The organism is Aeromonas enteropelogenes (genome assembly GCF_020097295.1).
In the GTDB taxonomy this organism is placed as follows: domain Bacteria; phylum Pseudomonadota; class Gammaproteobacteria; order Enterobacterales; family Aeromonadaceae; genus Aeromonas; species Aeromonas enteropelogenes.
Window position 1 is genome coordinate 255,772 of the sequence record NZ_CP083625.1, and the last position, 23,947, is coordinate 279,718.

17 protein-coding genes are annotated in these 23,947 nt (G+C 62.4%); 8 read left to right on the plus strand and 9 right to left on the minus strand.

Going from position 1 to position 23,947, the window contains the following annotated elements:
- Window positions 1–177 precede the first annotated feature (177 nt).
- Complete coding sequence (locus LA321_RS01150; protein ID WP_042073113.1) at window positions 178–2,289, plus strand: alpha-amylase; 2,112 nt, start codon at window positions 178–180, stop codon at window positions 2,287–2,289.
- 76 nt (window positions 2,290–2,365) lie between these two features.
- Here the strand turns inward: LA321_RS01150 and LA321_RS01155 are convergent, their stop codons facing one another.
- Complete coding sequence (locus LA321_RS01155; protein ID WP_042073114.1) at window positions 2,366–3,001, minus strand: glutathione S-transferase N-terminal domain-containing protein; 636 nt, start codon at window positions 2,999–3,001, stop codon at window positions 2,366–2,368.
- A 158-nt stretch (window positions 3,002–3,159) separates the two neighbouring features.
- Here LA321_RS01155 and LA321_RS01160 point away from each other — a divergent pair, with 158 nt between their 5' ends.
- The 4 genes from LA321_RS01160 to LA321_RS01175 all read left to right on the plus strand — a co-directional run bounded on the left by LA321_RS01160 (window position 3,160) and on the right by LA321_RS01175 (window position 6,726).
- Complete coding sequence (locus LA321_RS01160; protein WP_042027862.1) at window positions 3,160–3,804, plus strand: response regulator transcription factor; 645 nt, start codon at window positions 3,160–3,162, stop codon at window positions 3,802–3,804.
- Between the two features lie 128 nt (window positions 3,805–3,932).
- A complete protein-coding gene (locus tag LA321_RS01165) occupies window positions 3,933–4,514 on the plus strand; it encodes a TetR/AcrR family transcriptional regulator (RefSeq protein ID WP_042073115.1) in 582 nt (193 codons plus the stop codon).
- A gap of 59 nt (window positions 4,515–4,573) precedes the next feature.
- Window positions 4,574–5,452 (plus strand): alpha/beta hydrolase, encoded by an 879-nt coding sequence (locus tag LA321_RS01170; RefSeq protein WP_042073118.1) that lies wholly within the window; start codon window positions 4,574–4,576, stop codon window positions 5,450–5,452.
- 110 nt (window positions 5,453–5,562) lie between these two features.
- Window positions 5,563–6,726, plus strand: coding sequence for a patatin-like phospholipase family protein (locus tag LA321_RS01175; protein WP_042027868.1), 1,164 nt, complete (start codon window positions 5,563–5,565; stop codon window positions 6,724–6,726).
- 6 nt (window positions 6,727–6,732) lie between these two features.
- On the opposite strand, the gene LA321_RS01180 is transcribed toward LA321_RS01175, so the two are convergent.
- Entirely contained in the window at window positions 6,733–8,685 is a 1,953-nt protein-coding gene (locus tag LA321_RS01180; RefSeq protein ID WP_042027869.1) for a monovalent cation:proton antiporter family protein, read from the minus strand.
- A gap of 119 nt (window positions 8,686–8,804) precedes the next feature.
- Between LA321_RS01180 and LA321_RS01185 the strand changes: the two genes are divergently transcribed.
- Window positions 8,805–9,707 carry a GGDEF domain-containing protein gene (locus LA321_RS01185; RefSeq protein WP_042027870.1) on the plus strand — a complete coding sequence of 301 codons (903 nt, stop codon included), beginning with the start codon at window positions 8,805–8,807 and terminating at the stop codon, window positions 9,705–9,707.
- A gap of 44 nt (window positions 9,708–9,751) precedes the next feature.
- Here LA321_RS01185 and tilS read toward each other — a convergent pair whose 3' ends face one another.
- Window positions 9,752–11,113: a tRNA lysidine(34) synthetase TilS gene (tilS, locus tag LA321_RS01190; protein WP_042073120.1), complete on the minus strand. Its 1,362-nt coding sequence runs from the start codon at window positions 11,111–11,113 to the stop codon at window positions 9,752–9,754.
- Between the two features lie 166 nt (window positions 11,114–11,279).
- Between tilS and LA321_RS01195 the strand changes: the two genes are divergently transcribed.
- Together LA321_RS01195 and LA321_RS01200 are read left to right on the plus strand one after the other, a co-directional pair.
- The gene (locus LA321_RS01195) at window positions 11,280–13,313 is read left to right on the plus strand and encodes a M13 family metallopeptidase (protein WP_042073121.1); all 2,034 of its coding nucleotides are present in this window, start codon (window positions 11,280–11,282) and stop codon (window positions 13,311–13,313) included.
- 45 nt (window positions 13,314–13,358) lie between these two features.
- A complete protein-coding gene (locus tag LA321_RS01200; protein ID WP_042073123.1) occupies window positions 13,359–13,811 on the plus strand; it encodes a PliI family lysozyme inhibitor of I-type lysozyme in 453 nt (150 codons plus the stop codon).
- Between the two features lie 66 nt (window positions 13,812–13,877).
- Here the strand turns inward: LA321_RS01200 and pdxY are convergent, their stop codons facing one another.
- The 6 genes from pdxY to LA321_RS01230 form a co-directional block, all read right to left on the minus strand.
- Entirely contained in the window at window positions 13,878–14,756 is an 879-nt protein-coding gene (gene pdxY, locus LA321_RS01205) for a pyridoxal kinase PdxY (RefSeq protein ID WP_042073125.1), read from the minus strand.
- Window positions 14,757–14,814: 58 nt separating this feature from the next.
- Window positions 14,815–16,956, minus strand: coding sequence for a lysine decarboxylase CadA (locus tag LA321_RS01210; RefSeq protein WP_026457947.1), 2,142 nt, complete (start codon window positions 16,954–16,956; stop codon window positions 14,815–14,817).
- A 78-nt stretch (window positions 16,957–17,034) separates the two neighbouring features.
- Window positions 17,035–18,369 carry a cadaverine/lysine antiporter gene (cadB, locus tag LA321_RS01215; RefSeq protein WP_042073127.1) on the minus strand — a complete coding sequence of 445 codons (1,335 nt, stop codon included), beginning with the start codon at window positions 18,367–18,369 and terminating at the stop codon, window positions 17,035–17,037.
- 723 nt (window positions 18,370–19,092) lie between these two features.
- Window positions 19,093–20,622 (minus strand): lysine decarboxylation/transport transcriptional activator CadC, encoded by a 1,530-nt coding sequence (cadC, locus tag LA321_RS01220; RefSeq protein ID WP_042073128.1) that lies wholly within the window; start codon window positions 20,620–20,622, stop codon window positions 19,093–19,095.
- A 366-nt stretch (window positions 20,623–20,988) separates the two neighbouring features.
- Window positions 20,989–22,269, minus strand: coding sequence for an L-methionine/branched-chain amino acid transporter (gene yjeH / locus LA321_RS01225; RefSeq protein ID WP_042073130.1), 1,281 nt, complete (start codon window positions 22,267–22,269; stop codon window positions 20,989–20,991).
- Between the two features lie 268 nt (window positions 22,270–22,537).
- The gene (locus LA321_RS01230; RefSeq protein ID WP_026456090.1) at window positions 22,538–23,830 is read right to left on the minus strand and encodes an HAAAP family serine/threonine permease; all 1,293 of its coding nucleotides are present in this window, start codon (window positions 23,828–23,830) and stop codon (window positions 22,538–22,540) included.
- Window positions 23,831–23,947: the final 117 nt, after the last annotated feature.

A 23,947-nucleotide genomic window follows, 5' to 3' on the forward strand; every position in this document is an offset into this window, starting at 1 on the left:
CCGGCATTTTTTATGGCAGCGGTTTTTACACCGACACGGCAGGCATCACACTTTCCCCTTCTTGAAAACGTAACCATTTGAACTAACGTCACAAATCGGCGTTTTAGCGCTCCAGGGCCAAGGGCCTGCCTCCTAGAATGGGCGCACCTTCATCTCGCCCCGCTCAAGGAATGGCTTATGCGTCGCGCTTATCGTCTCTCCCTCTTGTGGCTCGCCCTGCTGGCCAGCCAGCCCTTTGTCTCCCAGGCTCTGGCCGCCCCCGACATCCACCTCTATGTGGATGGCCAGGCAGTGGCGACTCCGCTGGCACTGGACAAGGGGACGGTGACGCTGACCCATCCCCTGGCCAAGGGCAGCCATAAAATTCGCATCGGCGACGCCGCCAACAGTTGTGGCTCCAGTTTTGGCCCGATCGAGGCCAAGCCGCTCCCCTTTGGCACCGCCCAGCCCATGGATAAATGCAGCAAGGGAGAGAGCTTTACCCTGCGGGTGATGCTGGCAGGGGACTACGAGTTCACCTTCAACCCGGATACCCCCAGCCTCAAGGTGCTGCGCGCCACCAAAAAGAGCGAGTTCAAGCGCCAGCCACCACAAGAGCCCTGCATCAGCTGGGATGGCGGCCCGGTCACGGTATCGCTAAACGGGGTCTGGCCCGACGGCACCCGGTTGCGGGATGCTTATTCGGGACAGGAGGGCGTGGTGAAACAGGGCAAGTTGACACTGACGCCGGCCAAAGAGAGCGGCGGCCTGCTGCTGCTCGAGCCGGTCAAGGCGGCCAAACCAGCCCCCTTCAGCTGGGATCAGGCGAGCGTCTATTTCCTGCTGACCGATCGCTTTCACAACGGCGATCGCGCCAATGACCACAGCTTCGGCCGCCAGAAGGATGGTCAGGACGAGGTGGCCACTTGGCACGGCGGCGATTTCAAGGGGTTGACCGAGAAGCTCGACTACATCAAGAGCCTTGGCATCAACGCCATCTGGATCACCCCCATGGTGGAGCAGGTGCACGGCTTTATCGGCGGCGGCGAGCGAGGCAACTTCCCCTTCTACGCCTACCACGGCTACTGGGCGCTGGACTTCACCAAGATAGATCCCAACTACGGTGACGAGGAGAGCCTGAAAACCCTGGTGGACGAGGCGCACCAACGCGGCATGCGCATCATCCTGGACGTGGTGATGAACCACGCCGGTTACGCCACCCTGGCCGATTTACAAGATCTGGGGCTCACGGACCTGGCCCAAAATACCGGAAATTTGCCAGGCCGCTGGAGCGAGTGGCGCCCGAGCGGCGGTCTCGACTGGCATGGCTACAACCAGTTTATCGACTATCAATCACCCGCCTGGAGCAAGTGGTGGGGCCCCGACTGGGTGCGCGCCGGCCTGCCGGGCTACCCGCAACCCGGCACTGACGACGTCACCGGCTCGGTGGCCGGGCTCCCTGACTTCCTGACCGAGTCCACCAAACCGGTGGGCCTGCCGCCCCTGCTCACGGCGAAAAAGGATACCAGGGCCAAGGTGCTGCCCAACGCCACTGTGAGCGACTACCTGATCACCTGGCACACCGACTGGGTGCGCCGCTTTGGCATCGACGGTTTTCGCGCCGATACCGTCAAGCACCTGGAGCCCGAGGTGTGGGCCAAGCTCAAGCAAGCCGGCACCGCCGCCCTCAAGGAGTGGAAGGCCGCCAATCCGGACAAGAAACTCGATGACCTGCCCTTCTACATGGTGGGCGAGGTGTGGGATCACGGGGTCGCCAAGGACTTCTGGTACCAAAATGGCTTCGATTCCCTGATCAACTTCGACTACCAGCGTGAGTTCGCCCTGCCCCAGGCCCAGTGTCTGGCGGGTGCCGAGCCCACCTATGCCAGCTACGCCAGCCGTATCAATCAGGATCCCGGGTTCAACGTGCTGAGCTACATCAGCTCCCACGACACCAAGCTGTTCTTCGGTGACTATCAGGACGTGCCGCTACAGCGCAGGGTCGCCAGCAGCTTTATGCTGTTGCCGGGGGGCATTCAGATCTACTACGGCGATGAATCGGGCCGCGGGCTCGCCAGGGATGGGGGCGTGTTTGACCAAGCACTGCGCTCCGACATGAACTGGCAGGAGCTGGCAAGTGGCGAGAAGGCCGAGCTGGTCAAACACTGGCAGCGCCTCGGTCAGTTCCGCGCCGCCCATCCGGCCATTGCGGCAGGCAGCCACAAGAAGATCGAAGATACCCCCTACGCCTTCGTGCGGGAGAAGGGAGATGACAAGGTGGTGGTGGTGTTCGCCGGGCGCCAGCAGTAAACCAGCTCCGGCCGGTTTAACACCCGCCATTTGACAGGAGGAAAGCCCATGGCTCCCCTCCTCTTTTTGCCGAAGACTAGGCGCTGGCGTCCTGGCGCTGCGCCTCGGCGGGCCATTGCAACCGTGCCTTGACCAGGGTTTCCTGCCACAGGGGCCAGGCCAGCAGGGCCTTTTGATACTCTCCCGCCAAACCGGGCAACTGGATACCATAGCTCGCCAGCCGGTAGGCCATCACGGCGTAGAAGGCATCTATGATGCCCGCCTCGCCAAAATAGAAGGGGCCCCGCGCCAACCCCCAGATCTCCTGCAATCTGGCCAGCTCGCCGATGGCCTCCACCGGTGGGTCGATGCGGGTCGGCGCTCCCAGGAAGAAGGGCAGCAGGGTGCGTATCTGGCGAAAACCGGCATGCAGCTCGGCACACAGGCTGCGGGCCAGGGCCCGCTCGGCCAGCGAGGGGGGATAGAGCTGGCGATCCGGGCAGAGCTCGTGGATATATTCGGCGATAGCCAGCGAGTCGTGTACCCGCACCCCGTCATGATCCAGCCAGGGCACCAGCCCGGCCGGTGCCTGCCGTTTGAGCCGCGCCAGGGCGGCTGCGTCGTCCAGATCGAACACCTGCACCTGCCACTCCAGTCCACTCATGGCGAGCACCAGCGCCGCCCGCATCGCCCAGGTGGAACCCGTGCCCACCGTCAATACCAGGGATCCCATCTTTTGCCTCCTGCATGAATCCGTGCCAGCCATCCTGTCTGCCCCAGTGGCATCACATCCGATGGTCACCTCACATTTGCACACCAGCGGGTTTGACCCCCTTGGGGAGCGATGCTAGTTTGAGTTTTCAAAACAATCAGTTAGCAACCATGTGAGCTATGGATAGCCAATTTACCATCGTCATCGCAGATGACCACCCCCTGTTTCGCAGCGCCCTCTATCAGGCAGTCCACATGGCCATCGACGAGGCCCAGTTGCTGGAAGCGGACTCCATCGACAGCCTGACCCAGCTGCTGGGGGAGCACCCCGAGGTCGATCTGCTGCTGCTCGATCTCAAGATGCCGGGGGCGAATGGCTTCGAGGGGCTGGCCCATCTGCGCGGCCAGTATCCCGACCTGCCCATCGTGGTGGTCTCCGCCTCGGAAGATCCCGCCATCATCCAGCAGGTGCTGCGACTGGGAGCCCTCGGTTTCATCCCCAAATCCGCCCCCATGAAGGAGCTGGTCAGCGCCCTCAATACGGTGATCGGGGGGGACAACTGGGTGCCTGAGGGCATCTCGCTGCACCCGGAATCCGAGGACGGTCCCGATTTTGCCAGCAAGCTGGCAAGCCTCACGCCCCAGCAGTACAAGGTGCTGGTTATGCTGCGCGATGGCAGCCTCAACAAGCAGATCGCCTGGGAGCTCAACGTCTCCGAAGCCACCATCAAGGCTCATATCACCGCCATCTTCCGCAAGCTCGGCGTCAAAAACCGCACCCAGGCAGTGATCGCCCTGCAACAGATGGATATCAAGGACAACTGAGCCGCTCCCCCTTAGCGGCTCCTCTTTTTTCGTAGACCCGACAGAAAGCAACAGCGCCCCGAGTGCTTTGCCGCTCGACAATTAGCACGATCGTACTTTATGCTGCCCGGGCAATGGAGGAGAGAGCGATGAGCAAGGGGCGCCTGACCCGCGACAACATTTTGCAAACTGCGTTCGAGCAGGCGAGCCGGCAAGGGCTGGAGAGCCTGACCATAGGCTCGCTGGCAACGGCATGCGAGATGTCCAAGAGCGGCCTGTTTGCCCACTTTCAGTCCCGCGACAACCTGCAGATCGCCGTGCTGGAGTATGCCGCCCAGGTGTTTCGCGAGCGAGTGATCCAGCCGGTACGCCAGCAGCAGCACGCCAGCCAGCACGACAAGCTGACCGCCCTGTTGCAAGCCTGGCTGGCCTGGAACCAATGCTTTGCCGGTCGCTGCATGTTCCTCGATGCCTGGACCTCGGCCCAGGATGGTGAGGTGCAGCAGGCGGCCCGCCAGCTGGTGCGTTTCTGGCTCGACTACCTGGCTCGCCAGGTAGTGAAGGGCCAGGCGCAGGAGGAGTGGCGCTCCGACATGGATCCCTGGCGCGCAGTCTACCGGCTCTACGGCCTCTATCTGGCGGATCAGGTGTTCAATGCCCTGGATCTTTGCCAGGATCCGGCCCGTCACTTCTGGCCCGAGGTGGAGAAGGTGCTGGCCAGCTGGCGCTGATCCTTTTAAAAATCGACAAAAAAGCACGACCGTTCGCACGCAAAACCGACAGGATTATCATGAGCAGCAAGATCTACTTCAACACCCGCCGCTTCAACCCGAGCAAATGGTTGCTGGGGATCGGCACCCGTCTGCATCACAGGATCGCCCCCGCCCACGCCAAGCGCACCGCCAGCAAGCTGCTGCTCACCCCCCAGCGCAGCCAGCGGGACGAGACGCCCCCGGCCGGGCTGGTCAAGCAGGCCGTGCATACCAGCGAAGGCGTATTGATGAGCTACCGCCTCGGTCAGGGGCCGGTCTGGCTGCTGATGCACGGCTGGTCCGGCAGCGCCAGTCAGTTTTATCCGCTGATGCGCCATATCGCCGCCCAGGGCTTTACGGCGATTGCCTACGATCATCCGGCCCACGGCCACAGCGCTGGCCAGACCGGTCACCTGCCCCGCTTCGTACGCGCCTTTGACGAACTGGCCGCCAGCGTGGCCGACGAACTGGGCCCCATCGCCGGCATCATAGCCCACAGCATGGGAGGCGCCGTCATCCTCTCCAGTCGCCAGCCAGCCATGGATACACTGCCGCTGCTGCTCATCTCGCCGGTGCTTGACTATGTGCCCCAGCTCTACGGCATGGTGGCCCGCTCCGGCTATTCCATCCGGCTGTTCGATGCGGTAGTCAAGGAAATCGAGCAGGAGTACCAGCACCCCTTGAGCACGGTCGATCCCCTGGGCCGGCTCGCCAGCCGCCACGGCCCCGCCATGATAGTGCACGATGAGGAGGACAGATTTGCCCCCCACGACGATTCGCTTCGCGCCAGCCAGGAGGGCCACACCCGATTGGTGAGCACCCGCGGACTCGGCCACGGGCGCATCCTCGCCAGCGCCCCTGTCTTTGCCACCTTCGATCAGCTGGCAAGGCCCGAGCATCCTCACCGCGACTTGTAAACAAGGGGCGAAAAAAAACGCGTCAGCGCCCTTTTTTATATTTGATACAGCGCTTTATAGTTAACTTGTCAGTGGGAAAATCGGCATGGATAACGATAAGGCGCCCCCCTATGGCCAGACCCAACACCGCATTGTTGCTCACCGGAGGCGGCGCCCGGGCCGCCTATCAGGTCGGCGCCCTCAAGGCGATTGCGGAGCTCTATCCCCGCAATCTCGGCATCCCGTTTCCCATCCTGTGCGGCACTTCGGCGGGGGCCCTCAATGTCACCGCGCTGGCCTGTTACGCCTCCTGTTTTCATCTGGGGGTGCGCAAGCTGGAGTGGGTCTGGCGCCGCTTCGAGACTCACCACATCTTCGACTTTCACCCCGGCCGTCTGCTGTGGCGCCTGATGTATGAAGGCTCGGCCGGGCTCATCACCCCCAACACCAACCACGCCTTTCACCTGTTCGACAATGCCCCCCTGCACCGTCTGCTGGATCAGCTCATCGACTATCATCGCATCGACGACAACATCCTCTACGGCAGCCTGGAGGCGCTGGCCATCACCGCCTCCGACTATGACGACGGCCTATCCACCACCTTCTTCCAGGGGCGCAACGAGCACCATCCCTGGGAGCGGGCCAGACGGCGCGGAGTGCGTACCCTGCTCACTTCGGATCACCTGCTGGCCTCCGCGGCGCTGCCCTTTGTCTTTCCGGCGACCCAGATAGAGGGCAAGTTTTACGGCGATGGTTCCATCCATCAGCTGAGCCCCCTCAGCCCGGCGATCCATTTGGGGGCGGAGCGGATCCTGCTCATCACCCTGGATCCGCCGACCCGCACGGCCCCCACCCAGCACCATGGTCACCTGACCAGCTCCAACATCGCCAGCCACCTGCTCGATACCGTGTTCACCGACACCCTCAACTCGGATCTGGAGCGGCTATGGCGCATCAACCAGACCCTGGATCTCATCCCCGAGCGCGAGCGCCGACGCCTCAAGCTCAAGCGGGTGGAGACCTGCGTGCTGAAACCGAGTCAGGATCTCGACGAGATGGCGCTTCCCTACCTGCGCAAGTTGCCGCTGCATCTGCGCCGCCTGTTGCGAGTTCTGGGAGTGAAGGGGGACGAAACCAGCAGCCTGGCCAGTTTCCTGATGTTCTATCCGGGCTACTGCCAGCAGCTCATCAAGCTGGGCTATCAGGACACCCTGAAAGAGCGGGCGCGGGTGATCGAATTTCTCAATCTGGAGGCACTGCTCAGAGACGAGGCCATACTGGAGCCCCAGCTGTAACTGGGCTCAGTGCCCTTCCAGCAGTCGCTGCTCGGCCTGCTCCATGGCCACCGCAGTACCAAACAGGATCAGCCGGTCGCCGGCGGCGAGCCGCAGCTCGGCCCTGGGTTCCAGGGTCTGATCGCCGCGCTGCACCTCCTTGATCCTCACCTCCCCCAGCGGCAACTCCTGCACTTCGCGCCCCACCGCCCAGGCCTGATCGTGCAGCAGCAGTGGGTGGAGCCGTTCGAGCAGCTGATCGGCCTCCATGTTGCTGGCACTCTGATCCCCCCAGTAGAAGCCGTGCAGGAAGCGATACTGGCTGCTGCGCTCGTGCTCCATGCGCCGGATCACCCGCCCCAGGGGAACGTCGCAGTTGACCAGCAGATGGGAGACCAGCATCAGGGCCCCCTCCTGGGATTCGGGGATCACCTCGAACGCCCCCGCCTGTTTCAGCTGCTCGAGAAAGCTGTCATCCCGGGTGCGCACCAGCACTTTGAGATCCTCGGCCAGCTCGCGGATCAGCGCCAGCATGGCTTCTACCCGCTTGCGATCGTCGAAGGTGATGATCACCAGCCGGGCCCGCAGCAGGCCGGCGGCCAGCAGGATATCGCGCCGGCTGGCATCGCCGAAGGCCACCTGCTCCCCCGCCAGTTTCGCTTCGCTCACTCGCTCGGGGTCGAGATCCAGAGCAAGAAAGGGGATCTCTTCGAGCTTCAGGAAGCGGGCGCAGGTCTGCCCGGCACGGCCGAAGCCGGCGATGATCACGTGCTGGGTTTTGCTAAGGCCTGACTGGGCTACCTCGGAGCGGGTCAGCAGGGCGGGATCGGTCAGACTGCGGGCCAGGGAGTGGGCCTGGATCACCAGCCAGGGGGTCATGGCGATGGAGATGATCCCCATGCCGATCAGCAGCGACACCAGTTCCCTGGCCAGTAATCCATGGTGGCTGGCCAGCGCCAGCAGCACGAAACCGAATTCGCCGACCTGGCTCAGCATGATGCCCGCCGCCAAGGCGTCGCGCTTGCGTTCCCCCATCAGACGACCGGCCAGCAGCACCAGCAGGGCTTTGCACAGCACCAGTCCCAGCACGCAGAGCAGTACCTGCCACCAGTCTCTGGCCACCAGTTCCCAGTTCATGGCCATGCCGATGGTGATAAAAAAAAGCCCCATCAGCACGTCGCGAAACGGCTTGATGTCCACCTCCAGCTGGTGGCGATAGTGGGACTCCCCCAGCATCATGCCCGCCAGAAAGGCCCCCAGCGCCATCGACAAGCCCAGCGAATAGGTCATGGCGGCAGCCAGCAAAGCCACCAGCAGGGCGCTCAGCACGAACAGCTCGTCGGAGCGGGCCCGCGCCACCTCGTGAAACAAAAGCGGCAGCAACCACTTGCCGACCGCCAGCAAGCTAAGCAGGGCGAACAGCCCCTTGAGGGTGGCCCAGGCGATCTCCGCCAGCAGGGCGCTGCCCTGCACCTCGGGCCGGGCCAGAATGGGGATCATCACCAAGAGCGGCACCACCGCCAGATCCTGAAACAACAGCACGCTCACCCCGAGCTGGGCACGGCGGGTATGGAGCTGTTTTTGCTCACCCAGCTGCTTGATCACCACGGCGGTAGAGGAGAGTGCCAGGGTGCCGGAAACCACCAGCGCCTGGGGCAGGCTGAGCCCCCACCAGCGGGCAAGCCAGAAAAAGAGCAGGGAGGTGAGCAGCACCTGTAGCCCCCCCACCCCCAGCACCAGCCGGCGCATCGCCAGCAATTTGGGCAGGGAGAACTCCAGCCCCAGGGAAAACATCAAAAAGACGATGCCGAGCTCGGCGATGGTTTGCATGGTGGACTGGCCGGTCACCATGGCCAGCCCATGCGGGCCGAGCAGTACCCCGGCGATCAGGTAGGCGAGGATCACCGGCAGCCCGAGGCGCCGGAAAATCGCCACCAGCAAGACGGCGGCAAACAGCAGGATCAGCAGATCTGTATACAAATTTTCCTCTCCTTTTATCAACTTAAGTCTAGTCAGCCAGGCCGGGAGGCAGGAAAGATATATTGGGCATGCCAATTGCAGGGAAGGGGGAGTAGTCAGGTGTTTACAGGTGGAAAACCATGGAAAATACGTCGTCACTCAATGGTTTTGCCCATAGCCTCGAGCTGTGGGCGCACCAGAGCGAGCGGGTCGTGCCGTTACATAGCGTCGAGCGTAACCAGTTGCTGGAACAGTTGCTGGGGCAGCAGGATCTCGACGCTCTGCTGACAACCTTTGCCGCCCAGGCGGCAAAAATTGTCAGGATCCACAGCCTCTACTTCGAGCACGAGCAGCCCCGCTCCCTGATCCAACATCCGCCCCTGGCGACCCTGACACCGCACAACCACTCCTTCGAGCTACGCGGCCAGCATGGCCAGCTGCTCGGCCAGCTGCACTACGAGCTGGATCTGCCCATGAGCAGCCACCAGCAACGACGGCTGCTGCAGTGCCATCAGTTGCTGAGCCTGCTGCTGCCGCTCTATCTGCGCCTTGAAAAGCTCGATCAGCTGGTGCGACTCGATCACCTGACCGGCCTTGGCAACCGCTCCTACTTCGATGAGGCCATCGGCCGCGCCATCGAGCAGCATGGCCGCGAGCCCCACGGGTTGGTGCTGGTGCTGCTGGATCTGGATCGCTTCAAGCAGATCAACGACACCTGGGGTCATCCGGTGGGGGATCTGGTGCTGAGCCGCTTCGCCCTGCTGCTCAAGGGGTGTATCCGCAGCACGGATCAGGCATTCCGGCTCGGGGGGGACGAGTTTGCGCTGCTGCTGCAACCGGCCGAACCCGAGGCATGGCGTCCGGTCTGGCTGCGTCTGCAGCACATGCTGATGACCAGCAAGGAACTCTCAGCCTTCTCGGTTGGCTGCAGCCTGGGGGCCGCGACCTGGCAATCCGGGGTCGACGTGCAGAGCCTCTACGAGGCGGCCGACAACCACCTCTATGCCCGCAAGAAAGCGGGCAAGACAGACCCCGGCGAATAGACAATCTGGCGGCCCCGCCATGGCAACAGGATGGGGGCCGCGATTCAATCCAGATCGCCTGACTCCGGCATGACGGGGGCAAGCCGGGCCGCCTGCCACTCACATCTCAGCCCCTCCTCCTGCGCCAGAAAACCGTCACAGACAAAAAGCCCCACCACGGCCGCCACCTGATCGCCATAGTAGAGGATGGGAATGCGCCCCCGCTGCCAGGAGGGTACGCCATACTCCTGCAGCAGTTTTTTCAGACGGCGACTGCCGGCGCGCCCTACCGGTTTGAGCATGGTGCCGGGCACCACCTGAAAGCGCACCGAGAGCGGCTCATCGCCCCGGGGCAACCGCAGCAATCCCTCCCCGCCGGTTTGCCGGCGAAGCAGGAGCGTGCCCAGTCCGTCAGGCAGTGAAATCACCTCTCCCGTGGTCAATGGCAGCTCCTGCTGGCAAGGCTGCAGGTCGGGGGTGACCAGATAGAGGCGATCCTGGAAGCGGCGACAGCTCTGCTTGCCCCAGTTGAGCTGCGGGTTGGCATCCCCTCTGGCCAGTGCCACCTCCTGCCAGAGCCGGTTGAGCTGTTCGCGAGAGGGCATCTCGCCCCCCTGGCGACGGAGCCAGTAGCGCAGCAGATTGTTGCGCCGCGCAGGCGAGAGGGGCTGCAGGGCCGCGATATGGAGCGCCTCTCCCTCGCCCGCCAGATGCCAGTCCTGTGCGGCCAGCTCCTCCAGCAGTGCTTCTTGCTCGGCGCAGATCGCCATGGTGCGGCTTGCGGTCTGGGCCATGGCGGGCCAGCGCGCCTTGAGCCGGGGAATAAGCTCCTGGCGCAAAAAGTTGCGATCGTAGCTCACGTCCCGGTTGCTCTCATCCTCCACCCAGCCATAAGGCAGGGTGGCGGCGGCCTCGGCCAGCTCGCTGCGGCTGATATCGAGCAAGGGGCGCAGCAACTGACCCCCGGCAAAGGGCTGGCTTGGCAGGATCCCGGCCAGGCCGCGCAGCCCGGTGCCCCGTTTCAAGGCCAGCAGCAGAGTCTCCAACTGATCGTCCTGATGATGGGCGGTGAGCAGCCACTCCCCCTCCCCCATGTGCGCAGTCAGGCAGCGATAGCGCGCCTCCCGGGCCTGGGCCTCCAGGCTCTCGCCATTGCCGCGCACCAGCTGCACCCGCTCCACCATGAGTTCTACCGCCAATTGCTGACAGACGGTTTCGCAGTGGGCAACCCACTCATCGGCGTGGGGGCTCAGACCATGGTGAACGTGGAGGGCGCTCAGGCCAAGGCCGTGCTCGCGGGCGAACTGCGCCGCCAGCACCAGCAGCACGGTGGAGTCGAGCCCGCCGCTGAACGCCACCAGCAGACGGGTGGAACCTTCCGGCACAGGCAGGGTCTGACAAAAGCGAGAATAAAGATGAGAAATCATAGGCTTCCCCGAAACGGACCGGCCGATCTTAACAGAGTCAGGCTTATCAAGCTGCAGCCCGACTGCTAGAGTGAGCCGCATCCCAGAACTCCAAATGGTACCGAAAGTGGTGCCAGGATGCCCCCGTTGCAAGGGAAGCAAACAACCGGAATTGGAATCAAACAGCATGAACAACAAGAAAAGCATACTGGCCGGCCTCATTGGACTGGCCCTGCTGGCCGGCTGCACTCAGGCACCGCAAGGCGACCCCAAACACTCGGGACTGGCGCTGGCCAACATGGACACCACCGTCAGCCCGGGCGACGACTTCTTTCGCTACGTAAACGGTAAATGGCTCGCCAGCGCCAGGATCCCCGACGATCGCCCCGCCGATGGCGCCTTCTACATGCTAAGGGACAAATCCCTCGCAGACGTGCGGGTGCTGGTCGAGGGGCTGGCCAACCAGAGCGCCGCCGACGGCACGCCTACCCAGCAGATCCGCGATCTCTACGCCAGCTATCTGGATCAGGCGGGCCGTGACGCCAAGGGGCTGTCACCACTTGCTCCCGCCCTCGCCCAGATCGATCAGATCCACGACCAACGGGATCTGGCCCGCGCCTTTGCCGAGGCGAGCAAGCTCGGTGGCGGCGCCCCGTTCGGGATCGGGATCGGCCCCGACGCCAAGGCGCCGGATCGCTACGCTGTCTACCTCTATCAAGGGGGCCTGGGACTACCGGATCGGGATTATTACCTGAAGACGGATGCCGACAGTCAGGTCCTGCGCCAAAAATACGAGCGCCACATCGCCAGCATGCTGACTCGGCTCGGTGAGTCCGACCCGAGCGGCAAGGCCAGACGCATTCTCGCCCTCGAGACCCGGCTCGCAGCCATCCAGTGGGACAACGTCACCCTGCGGGATCGGGAGAAGAACTACAACAAGCGTCCGGCCAGCGAGCTGACCCGCCTCGCTCCCGCCATCGACTGGCAGGCCTATCTCGATGGTGCCGGCATCGCCGCCCAGCCCGATCTCATCATCGGCCAGCCGAGCTACCTGAGCGCGCTGGACAAGGTGATGGCCCAGACTTCCATCGCCGACTGGCAGGCCTACCTCAAGTGGCAGCTGCTGACCGACTACGCCCCTTACCTCGACGGCGAGACGGATCGCGCCAACTTCGCCTTCTACGGCACCACCTTAAGCGGCACACCCAAGCAGCGCGCCAGCTGGGAGCGGGCACTGGGGGTGCTCAATGATCACCTGGGCGAGGCCGTCGGCCAGCTCTACGTGGCCCGCTACTTCCCGCCCGAGGCCAAGGCCCGGATGGAGCAGCTGGTGGAAAACCTGCGCACCGCCTACGGCCAGAGCATCGAAGAACTCGACTGGATGTCGCCAGAGACCAAGGCGCAAGCCCTCGAGAAGCTGGCCAAGTTCAGACCCAAGATTGGCTATCCGGACAAGTGGAAAGACTACAGCGGTATCGTCATCAAGCCGGACGATCTGGTGGGCAACCTGCAGCGGGCCCAGGCATTTGAATACGCCGACGATCTCGCCCGCCTCGGCAAGCCGGTCGATCGGGACGAGTGGCACATGTCGCCCCAGACGGTGAACGCCTACTACAACTCGAGCAACAACGAGATCGTCTTCCCGGCGGCCATACTGCAACCCCCCTTCTTCGACATGACGGCGGACGATGCGGTCAACTATGGCGCCATCGGCGGAGTGATCGGCCACGAGATGGGCCACGGTTTCGATGATCAGGGGGCCAAATCCGACGGCGACGGCATGATGCGCGACTGGTGGACACCGCAGGATCTCAAGGAGTTCCGCTTCCGCACCAGCCGGCTGGTGGCCCAGTACAACCGCTTCGAGCCCATCAAGGGACAGTTCGTCAACGGCCAGTTCACCCTGGGCGAGAACATCGGCGATCTCGGTGGCCTCACCATCGCCCACAAAGCCTACGAGCTGTCGCTCGATGGCAAGGAGGCACCGGTACTGGACGGCTTCACCGGCGAGCAACGCTTCTTCCTCGGCTGGGCCCAGGTGTGGAAGGGGATGTACCGCCCCGAGCTGATGCAGATGCTGCTGCGCTCCGATCCCCACTCCCCGCCCGAATACAGGGTCAACGGCGTGGTACCGAACATTCCCGCCTTCTACGAGGCATTCAACATCCAGCCGGGTGACAAGCTCTATCTGCCGCCCGAGAAACGGGTGAAGATCTGGTAAACACCACCAACGGGGGCGCCCCGCCGTCCCCGTAAGGAGTCAACGATGAAAAACAGGATGATGGCGCTGGGGCTGCTCGCCCTGCCTCTTTTCGCCCTGCCCATGGTCGCACAAGGGGCGGAAGGGGCCTCCCGCCAGCTGACCCTTCCCTCCGGCCAGATCCTCATGGTTAGCGAGGGTCGCGGCGAGCCTGCCTCCATCGGCAGCTATGACGTGCGCCTCTACACCGGGGCCAATCCCCAGTTTCCCCTCGACCAGTTTGTCGAGGGCAAGGTATTGCCCCGGGAGGGCAGCATCAGGGAGTTGAAACTGCTGGATCTCAACGGTGACAAGCAGCCCGAGCTGGTGGTCATCATGGAGAGCGCCGGCAGCGGCAGCTACCTGAGCGGCGATGCCTTCACCATAGGCCCCCAGGGGGAACTCGAACTGTTTCACCAGATAAGGGATCTGCCTCCGGGCGAGGACATCATCAAGGCGCTCAAGAGCCCGCAAGACTGACCACAGCCCAAATCGGCACGCAAGAAAAAGCCCTGATCATCAGGGCTTTTTGCTATCTGGCGCCAATCAGGCGGCGCAGGTCAGGGCAAGCCGGGTCGCCCGGATGCGCACATGGGGCTGCGCCATCTCGTGCTGGGCCGCCACCAGTTGCAGCTCATAGGCATTGACCAGCCAGGTCTGGGCCAGCACCGCATCCACGCTGGCGTTGGTCCGCTCGAACGCCACCACCGGCTCGTATCCGGCCAGCAGATTGGCCAGCATGGTGGCACTTAGCAGATCTCCCACCCCGATGGGCTGGCGAGCAAACGGATAGAGGGGGCGCGAGATATGAAAGGCCCCCTCGTCGCACACCAGCAGCATCTCGAAGCGATCGTGGCCGAATCCTGCCCGCCCCAGATGCTTGACCAGCACCAGCCTGGCCCCCCGCGCCCGCAGCTGCTGGCAGGCCGCCACCGCCTCGGGCACGTTGTGGATCTCGCGGCCGGTGAGCCGCTCCAGCTCCAGCAGGTTGGGGGCCAGCATGTCGGCGCAGGCCAGCGCCCGATCCTTGAAGAACTCGGCGACGCCGGGGGCGACGATACATCCCTTGTCGGGGTGGCCCATCACCGGATCGCAAAAATAGAGGGCGCGCGGATTGCACGCCTTGAGCCTGGCCACCGCCGCCAGTATCTCCTCTCCCTGGGCGGCAGAGCCGAGATACCCGCTGAGCAGCGCATCGCACTGCCCCAGCACGCCGATGTCGGTGAGGCCCGCCATCAGCTGACCGATGTGGCCCGCCGGCATCACCATCCCCTGCCACCCCTGGCTGTACTGGGTGTGATTGGAGAACTGCACCGTGTTGACGGGCCACACTTCCACCCCCAGACGACGCATGGGGAAAACGGCGGCGCTGTTGCCGGCACAGCCAAAAACCACGTGGGATTGAATGGAGATCACTCGCTTCATGATTGGCGACTCACACAAGAAAACCGAAGGAAAAAACGGGCCTTGCGGCCCGTTGTGATTAGTCTGCCTGGCGCAGCACCTTGACGGTGTAGCTGCCATCGGCCTGGCGATAGAGGCCGTGGATGTCGGTCTCGAAACCCGGATAGTGGGCGCCGATCTCGCACAGCATCTCGAGGAACTCGAGCACCGGCAGGGAGTCGGTGGTCACCATCTCGCCCGGAAGAACCAGGGGCACTCCCGGCGGGTAGGGCAGGATCATGTTGGCGCTGATGCGATCCACCATGTCACGCAGCGGCACTTCCTCCACGTTGCCGGCCAGCTCCTGCTGCCAGGCGGCGTGCGGGGTCATCTTCATCTCCGGCAGCACGTCGAACGCCTTGAACATCAGCTCCGGCAGACGGTATTTGCGGGTCAGATCGTGGATGCGCTGGGCCAGATCCTGGATGCGCATCCCTTCATAGAAGGCCGGATCTTCGCGATAGAGGCTCGGCAGAATGCTCTTGATGGTGAGATTCAGGTCATAGCCGCGCTTGAACTCGGTCAGGGCGCGCAGCAGCTGCATCGCCTTGGACTTGTCGATACCGATGGAGAAGAGGAACAGCATGTTGTAGGGGCCGGTCTTCTCGACCACGATGCCGCGTTCGTCCAGGAACTTGGAGACCAGGGAGGCCGGGATACCGCTCTCCAGCAGCTGGCCGTCACGGCCCATGCCCGGAGTGAGAAGGGTCACCTTGATGGGATCCAGGTACATGTGCTCGTCGTCGATATCCTTGAAGCCGTGCCAGTCATCCTTGGGATCCAGCTTCCAGCACTCGACTGTGTCGATGTTGTCCGGCTGCCACACGTCGAAGAACCAGCCTTCACTCTCGGTACGCAGGCGCTTGATCTCTTTACGGAAAGAGATGGCGCGGTCGATGGAGTCCTTGATCAGCCGCTTGCCGGTGTTGCCCCGCATCATGGCCGCAGAGATCTCGGTGGACGCCACTATGCCGTACTGCGGCGAGGTAGAGGTGTGCATCATGAAGGCTTCGTTGAAGGTCTCTTCCTCCACGTCGCCCTTGATGTGGATCATCGAGGCCTGGGAGAAGGCCGCCAGCAGCTTGTGGGTGGACTGGGTCTCGTAGAACACCTTGCCCGGGATGGCGTCGCCGCTCATGCCGCACTTGCCCTCATAAATCGGGCTGAAGTTGGTGTAGGGCACCCAGGCGCTGTCGAAGTGGATGAAGGGGGTATCCAGCGCCTCCTTGATGAAGCCGGTGTTGTAGAGCAGGCCGTCATAGGTGGAGTTGGTCACCACCGCGTAACGCGGGGCCTGGGCACCCGGGGTCGCGGCCACCTTGGCGGCAATGGTCTCGCGGCGGAACTCGCTCTGCGGGATGCCGCCCAGGATGCCGTAGGCGTTGCGGGTCGGACGGAAATAGATCGGGGTCACGTCGTTCATCATCATCAGGTGAGTGAGCGACTTGTGGCAGTTGCGATCCACCAGCACTGTGCTGCCCGCCGGCGCCGAGTACATGCCGACAATCTTGTTGGCGGTGGAGGTACCGTTGGTGACTATGTAGGAACGATCGGCGTTGAAGGTGCGCGCTATGTACTCTTCGGCATCCTTGTGGGGGCCGGAGTGATCCAGCAGGGAGCCCAGCTCCGGCATGGAGATGGAGACGTCCGCCTTGAAGGCGTTGGGGCCGTAGAAGTCATAGAAGAGGCTGCCGGCCGGGCTCATCTGGAAGGCGGTACCGCCCATGTGACCCGGAGTACAGAAGGTGTACTTGCCCTCTTCCACATACTTGAACAGCGCCTTGGTGAACGGCGGCAGGATGGCGTCCTGATAGTCCTGGGTGGCCTGGTTCATCTTGAGGGCGATGTCGTCGGCCATGCCGAGACGGTACTCGAAGAAGTGCACGTTCAGGCGCAGATCGGTCAGGTGGATGTCGAGGGTGGACTGATCGTTGGCGAAGGCGAAGATCGGCAGCTTCTCGTTGCGATCGTGGATCTCCTTGCACAGACCCAGGGAATATTTGTCCCAGTCGAAGATGGCGCCGCAGACGCGGGGGTTCTTCTCGATAAGCTTGAGCAGATCGGCCACATCGACCGGATAGACGACCTCGAAACCCTTGCGCTCGAGGGAGGCTTGCAGCTGGCGGATGGGTTCTTCTTTAAAGAAAACGCCCAGGTGGTTGAGGATGGCAATGATATTCATCGTAATGCTCCACACGTAAGGGGGCGCTCTCCATCAGTGATGGTGAGTGAAGAGCGCACGGAAGATGAAAAGGGAGAATTAGTGGCTGGTCTGCTCTTTGAGCAGGGCGTCATGCTGACGCAGCCCCTGTTTTTTGGCGTAGAACATCAGGATGATGAGCGACACCACGAAGGTAGCGGTGAGGTTTGACCCCTTGGCCCCCATCAGGGCCACCAGACAGAAGACACAGGCGACACCGGAGAAGATCATGGCGCCAACGCTGCGGGAGGTCATGCCCTCGAAACGGATCAGGTTAATGCTGGAGTAGAAGTAGGGCAGCATGGTCAGCAGCACAGCATCCGTGGTCAGCACGTTGAACAGGTCGGCCGCGTGGGCGGACTGGGAGGTGAAGGCGGTCAGACCGATCATCAGGGCAGTCATCTTGAGGGAAGCCAGGATCAGCCCCTTCTTGGCCACGCCGTTCTTGTCCACTTCGCCATAGACTTTCGGGAAGTTGCCGTCATGGGCGGCACGCTTGCCCGCCTCGCCAACCAGCATCATCCAGGAACCCAGAGAGGTGAAGCAGGCCAGGGCGGTGAAGGCGGACACGAAGGGGGCTGACCAGCTGCCGAAGATGGCGGAAGAGGCCATGGCAAACGGAGCGCCGGAGGCGGCCACTTCATCGGCCGGGAACATACCGCCGATCACCTGGGTGGAGAGGATGTAGATGACACCCGCGATGCCGGTACCCAGCATGGTGGCGAGCGGTACGGTGCGCTTGGGATTTTTCACCATGCCGGAGGAAACGGCGGCGGACTCCACCCCCACGAAGGACCAGAGGCAGATCAGCACGGCGCTGATGACCGCATGGATATCGCTGCTCCCTGTGGTGTTCCAGTTCTGGCTGTAGAGGGCGCTGTCAAAGTGGCTCCAGCCGACCAGGGCGGTGCCCACGACAGGCAGCAGGATCAGCACCAGACCCAGGGTACAGAGCCGGCTCACCCAGCTACCGCCAAGCAGGTTGACGAAGGTGAAGATCCACACCGCAGCGATGGTGGCCACTGCGGCCGGGATCGGGCTGTTGAGGATGGGGAAGAAGACGGAGAGGTAAGAGACACCGGTGATGGCGATGGCCAGGTTGCCAATCCAGTTGGCGTGGTAATAGAGCACGCCGGTCTGGAAACCGAACACCGGGGAGATCTCGCCGGCGTAGGCGATGGGGCCCCCTTCCTGCGGGTTCTTGGTGGCGAGGCGGGCAAACACAAAGGCCAGGCCCATGGCGCCAACCAGACAGATGGCCCAACTGAAAATCGAGATGGAGCCAATAGTGGCCAGGGCAGAGGGCAGCAGGGCGATGCCGCTCCCCATCATGTTGCCGGCCACCACGCCTGTACAGGCGATAAGGCCGATCTTCTTGCTCGTATCTAGGGACATAAGATCTCCGGTGCTATAAAAAGTCGGGTCGTCACAGACATATCTGACGGCGTCACCCGCCAGGGAATGGCCACAGACTAGGCTCCCGGTCACCGGAAAACATAAAGTCCCGCTAAGGGATAAAAATATGAGTGAAGTTTTTTTCGCCTTCTTTCCTATGGATATAAAGTTGTTTAAAAACATAAACTTGATTGATTCATCAAGTCCCACCTTGATAAAACCTTGATACCAGCATCGCCTCTTGATGGGCCTTGATAATCCCCTTATCAAGCCGCCTTGATATTTTTCTCATCCCCTTGATAAGTACAAAGGGCCGATGGCATTCCCCAGTCCTCCCCATCGCCAGCCGGCAACCGGATACGGCTTCGCAGCCATCGACAAAATCGCTGCCGGATGACACTCATCTCCACCAAGACGACAACCGCAAACGTGAAAGGTGGTGCACCGGACAAACCATCCCAAGGCACAAAGGCAGAAGAAAGCGCGCAGTCGCTCAGGATAGAGAGGCAGCAACGGGACAAGAGTGGCCAGTCGCAACCCGACCGGGCTGCGTCATGGAGAGGAGAAAGGGAGGAAAAGGATAAGGGCAAGCTAACACACCATCCGGTCTGCGAGCGACTCTTGCAGCCATTCCTGAATAGCGGACGCCAGACAAGCAAAAGGCCGCCCGCAGGCGGCCTTCACGACTGACCTGAGTGGCGGTCAGCCGGTTTGTGCAGGCACTCAGAACAGCTTTACCTTGCTCTGGCCCAGGGTATTGAACAGCGCCGGGGTCAGGGTCTCCATATTGCTGTAGAAACCGAGTTGCTGGCAGAGCAGATAGGTCTGCTCGGTGGCCTCCATCAGAAAGGCGTGACTGTAGGCATCCCCCGCCGCCTCGGGGCGGCCATCCAGCTCGGCCAGCTTGCCCTGCAGTATGTAATAGAGCACGGAGCGGCCCCGACCGGCGGCCTGCGCCAGCAGCTCGCCTGCCTGTTGCTGCTGGCCATTCAGGATGGCTCTCAGGCTCAGTGCCTCCCAGACCCGGGCGGGCAAGGTGCCGCTCTGGAGCTGTACCACATGGGCCAGATGATCGCCAATCTCCTGCAGAGGGTCGCTCTCGGGTTCACCCGTGAGCGTCGCCAGCACTTCACCGGCCAGATAACGCTCCGCCAGCAGCAGGGGCTGATCCGGCTGGCTGGCCAGGGATTTGTCGAGCAGGTCGACCCCCTGCTTCAGCGCCACCGGGTCGCGGCTGTTGGTGTAGTAGCGAGCCTCCATCATGGCGATCAGGGAACCCGCATCTGTGGGCCAGCCCATGCCCGGCTGCGCCTGTGGCTGTTCGAGCACCTGCAGCAGATCCCGGCTGCTCGCCTGCAGTACCTCGTGAACGTTGTCGCGACTGAACAGATACTGGTGGCTGAACAACACCCGGTTGGTATTGAGGTTGCGATACTCCAGATCCAGATAGGCACCTCTCGGCTGGCGGGAGACCCGCACGCTCAGCTCCTTGCCGGGCCTGATCCCCCCAATCAACCGGGTAGCCCCATACTGCACCCGCAGCGGCGTGGCGGCCGCCACCTCTCCCATCAGGGTGCGGGTGATGCCGTCGGCGAGGCGCACATCCTGGTTGTTGCCATCCAGACCGGCGTGGAAGCGAAACACCAGCAGATCCGGATCCAGCATGGTGTGCACCTGGGGAGCGGCATGCTGATAGCTGAGCATGCTAACGATGGCGACCAGCACCAGGGCGACGAAGATATCGAAGCTCGCCATCTTCCAGCGGCTGCGACCGTCCTTGCCATGGGTGGAGATGGCGCGGGTCAGCGGGCCGGCCGGGAAGGGAGTCACATTCTGCGCCGTCTCATCCGCCACCTTGTCGATGCTGTCCGGCTCACCGTCCGTCTGGCTGGCGGCCGGCAATTCGTCCGCCATCACCAGACCGATCACCTGCTGCACGCGCACCGGCGCCACCAGCTTGTAGCCGCGCTTGGGCACGGTCACGATATAGTCGGCCGCATCAGTGCGGCCATCTTTGAGGATCTTGCGCAACTCGAAGATGGACTGGGTAACCACCTGATCGGTGACCTCGGCGCCCTCCCATACTTCGTTGATCAGGGCGTCACGACCAAACACGGTGCCGGCATTGCACGCCAGAAACCGCAACAGATTGACCAGTCTGGGCTCGAGGTAGACCTCCCGCTCGGGGCGCGACAACATGTTGTCATCCACCCTCAGGGTCCAGTCATGGATCTCAAAAATCGATTCGCTCATGGTTCACTCACTGCAGATGAAGACGATGCACGATGAGAGCGACGTAAGGCCGATACTGACGAAACGGCACAGGCAGCCGTCACACCGGGTGACAGCGTTGGGGAACCGTGAAGATAATCGGGAGTCAGTCTGGCCAGACCATCCTGTTACGTCTGGATGGCATCCTTGCGGGCACCCCGAACTTGGCGAACGGGGAGAATCACTTTAAGCAAAACGAGAGATAGATCCCACTTTTTTTGGCGACAAATCGCCTCTGAATTGATCCGGCACGGGGGTTTTAGCGGGCTGGCGAGCAAGTCAGTATCCATATGAAAAACAAAAGCCCCCGTGTAGCGGAGGCTTGTTCTGCCCTTTATCCATGAGCTTTTACTTGCAGACGGCGAGCATGTCCCGTTCGCGGCTACGGCGCAGATGACGGTGCCACAGGGAGAAGAGGCCGTAGCCTGCACTCAGCACCACTGCATAGAGCACCTCGGAAGCGAGTGCCACCAGCACGGCGGCGCAAAGCAGCACGCTGAGCCCCGCCAACCCCTTGCCCACCCCGCCGAGCAGACGCCAGCCCGCCGCCATGCAGAGCAGATAGACCAGCACGAAGTTGCCGTTGGCGTAGCGGATCAATTCATCCAGCGGCAGCTTCAGCCAGATGATCAGGGTGATGGAGAGCAGGCAGATGGCGAGCACCCAGCTGAGCGCCAGCAAGGGGGCGCCCCGGGCGGTGAGGCGGGACAGGGAGGCAGGCAGCTTGCCTTCGCGCGCCATGCTCCAGATCAGCCGGGCAAAGCCCTGCAGATAGATGTTGATGCTGGCAAAACAGGAGAGGTAGCCAAGGATCGCCACCAGCCACTTGGCGGTGGGACCAAACAGCAGGGCCAGCAGGGAGGGGATGGCAGTGGCATTCTTCGCCTCGTCCCCATAGAGGCCATATTTCAGTACCACCAGCGAGTGGATCCAGTAGATGAGCCCCGCCAGCAGCACGCCACCGAGCAGGGCAAGGGGATAATCCCGCTCCGGCCGCTTGAACTCCTCCCCCATATGGGCGAAGGCTTCCAGCCCGACGAAACACCAGAACATCACCGCCAGCGCCGTGCCCATGGCGGGCCACTCACTGGCGGCCGGCAACGGCTGGGTCGCGTCACGCCAGCTCAGATCCCCCTTGAACCAGATAAGCAGGGTGAGCCCCAAAATGGCCAGGGCGATCAGCAGCTGCAGGTTGCCGGAGGAGCGCGCCCCCCGCAGCCCGAGCAGAAAGACGCCGAGCAGAGTGAGCAGCTGGATGCCCCACAGGGTCCACTCCCCCATGTCAAACAGGGCGTGCCAGAACCCGGCGGCGATAATCAGGGCGGCGGGCAGCCCCACCGGCAGCACCGCCAGAAACAGGAAGGCGGAGAAACGCTCGGCGCCATTGCCAAAAGCGAGCCCTATCAGGTGCGGCGCCCCACCGGCATGGGGATAACGGCGCCCGAGGCGGGCGAAGGTAAAGGCGATGGGCAGCACCAGCGCAATCAGCAGCAACCAGGCCCAGAGCGAGGCCCCACCCGCCAGCGACGCCGCAGTCGCCGGTACCACAAAGATACCGGTGCCGAGCAGGGAGGTGGCGAGCAGCCCCATCCCCTGCCAGAGCCCGAGATCCTTCTTCAACGCAGACATATCCTTTTGTCCCGATTCAAAAAATGTCCAGCCATGTTAGGCCTCCCCCGCCCCTTTGTTAAGCCTTTTGGCGCCATATGGCCAAGGCTTGTCGACTGATCACTCAAAAAGCGTCAATGGGGAAGGAACTCGAGGAGAACCGCGCCATCCGTGAGAAGGGAATACAGGCGCGGCCCGCTCTGTTGCACGGCGCATCGCTCAAGCTCGAAAAACAAAAAAGCCGCCTCTTGCGAGGCGGCTTTCTCTTTCAACTGATTGATCTGTGTTATCAGGCAATCAGCTTGTAGATGATGCCGGACATGGCGATCAGGCCAATGATGGTCACGAAGCCGTTGCTGATGTTGCCGGCGTACTTGCGCATGGCAGGTACCTTGGCGACGGCATACATCGGCATCAGGAACAGCAGCATCGCGATGATGGGGCCGCCCAGGTCTTCAATCATGCCGAGGATGCTCGGGTTGATGGTGGCGATGGCCCAGGTGGTCAGGATCATGAACACCGCGGTGATCTTGTTCAGCTGCTTGGTGTCAACCTTCTTGCCCTTCTCGCGCAGCGCCTTGGCCATCAGGCCGTTCATGCCCTCTTGCGCACCCAGGTAGTGACCCAGGAAGGATTTGCTGATGGCAACCATGGCGATCAGCGGTGCCACGGTGGCGATAACCGGGTTGTCGAAGTGGTTGGCCAGGTAGGACAGGATGGAGATGTTCTGCTCCTTGGCAGCCGCCAGGTCAGCCGGGGAGAGGCTCAGTACGCAGCTGAACACGAAGAACATCACTGTCATCACCATCATGACGTGGGCGCCCAGCAGGATGTTGCTGCACTTCTTCTCGGCACCTTCACCGTAGCGACCCTTGTTGTCCACCGCGAAGGAGGAGATGATCGGGGAGTGGTTGAAGGAGAACACCATTACCGGGATCGCCAGCCACAGGGTCTTGATGAAGTCACCGCTGAAGGCTTCGGACAGTGCCGGCGCTTCGGTGATGATGGCACCGTTCCAGTGCGGGATCAGGTAGAGCGCCAGGCCCATCAGAGTGATCACGAACGGGAATACCAGCACGCTCATCGCCTTGACGATCACGTCGCCACCGAGGCGAACGATCGCCATCAGGCCGAGGATCAGACCCAGGGAGAGCAGGACGCGCGGGGGCGGCGTCATGCCCAGTTGGTGCACCATCAGGCTCTCGACCGTGTTGGTGATGGCCACGGAGTACATCAGCAGGATCGGGTAGATGGCGAAGAAGTAGAGCAGGGTGATGAACTTGCCTGCAGTCTTGCCGAAGTGCTCTTCCACCACTTCGGTGATGTCGCCATCACGGGTGGAACCGGACAGCACGAAACGGGTCAGACCACGGTGGGCGAAAAAGGTCAGCGGCAGGGCCAGGATCAGCATGGCCACCAGCGGCCACAGACCGCCGACACCGGCGTTGATCGGCAGGAAGAGCACACCGGCACCGATGGCGGTACCGTACAGACCCAGCATCCAGACCACATCGGCCTTGTTGAGGCCACGGGAAGCCTTGCTGGCTACAAGACCATCAGCTGCAATATTCATGTCAGACATATGTTGTTCCTGTCATCTAGGAAAAGGGATTCTTGTTGTTCATTCGGGCCTTGGCCCGGCTCCTCATCCCTGGAACAGCGGTCGTCCATGCTTGCAATTCATCACGTACACCCCGGC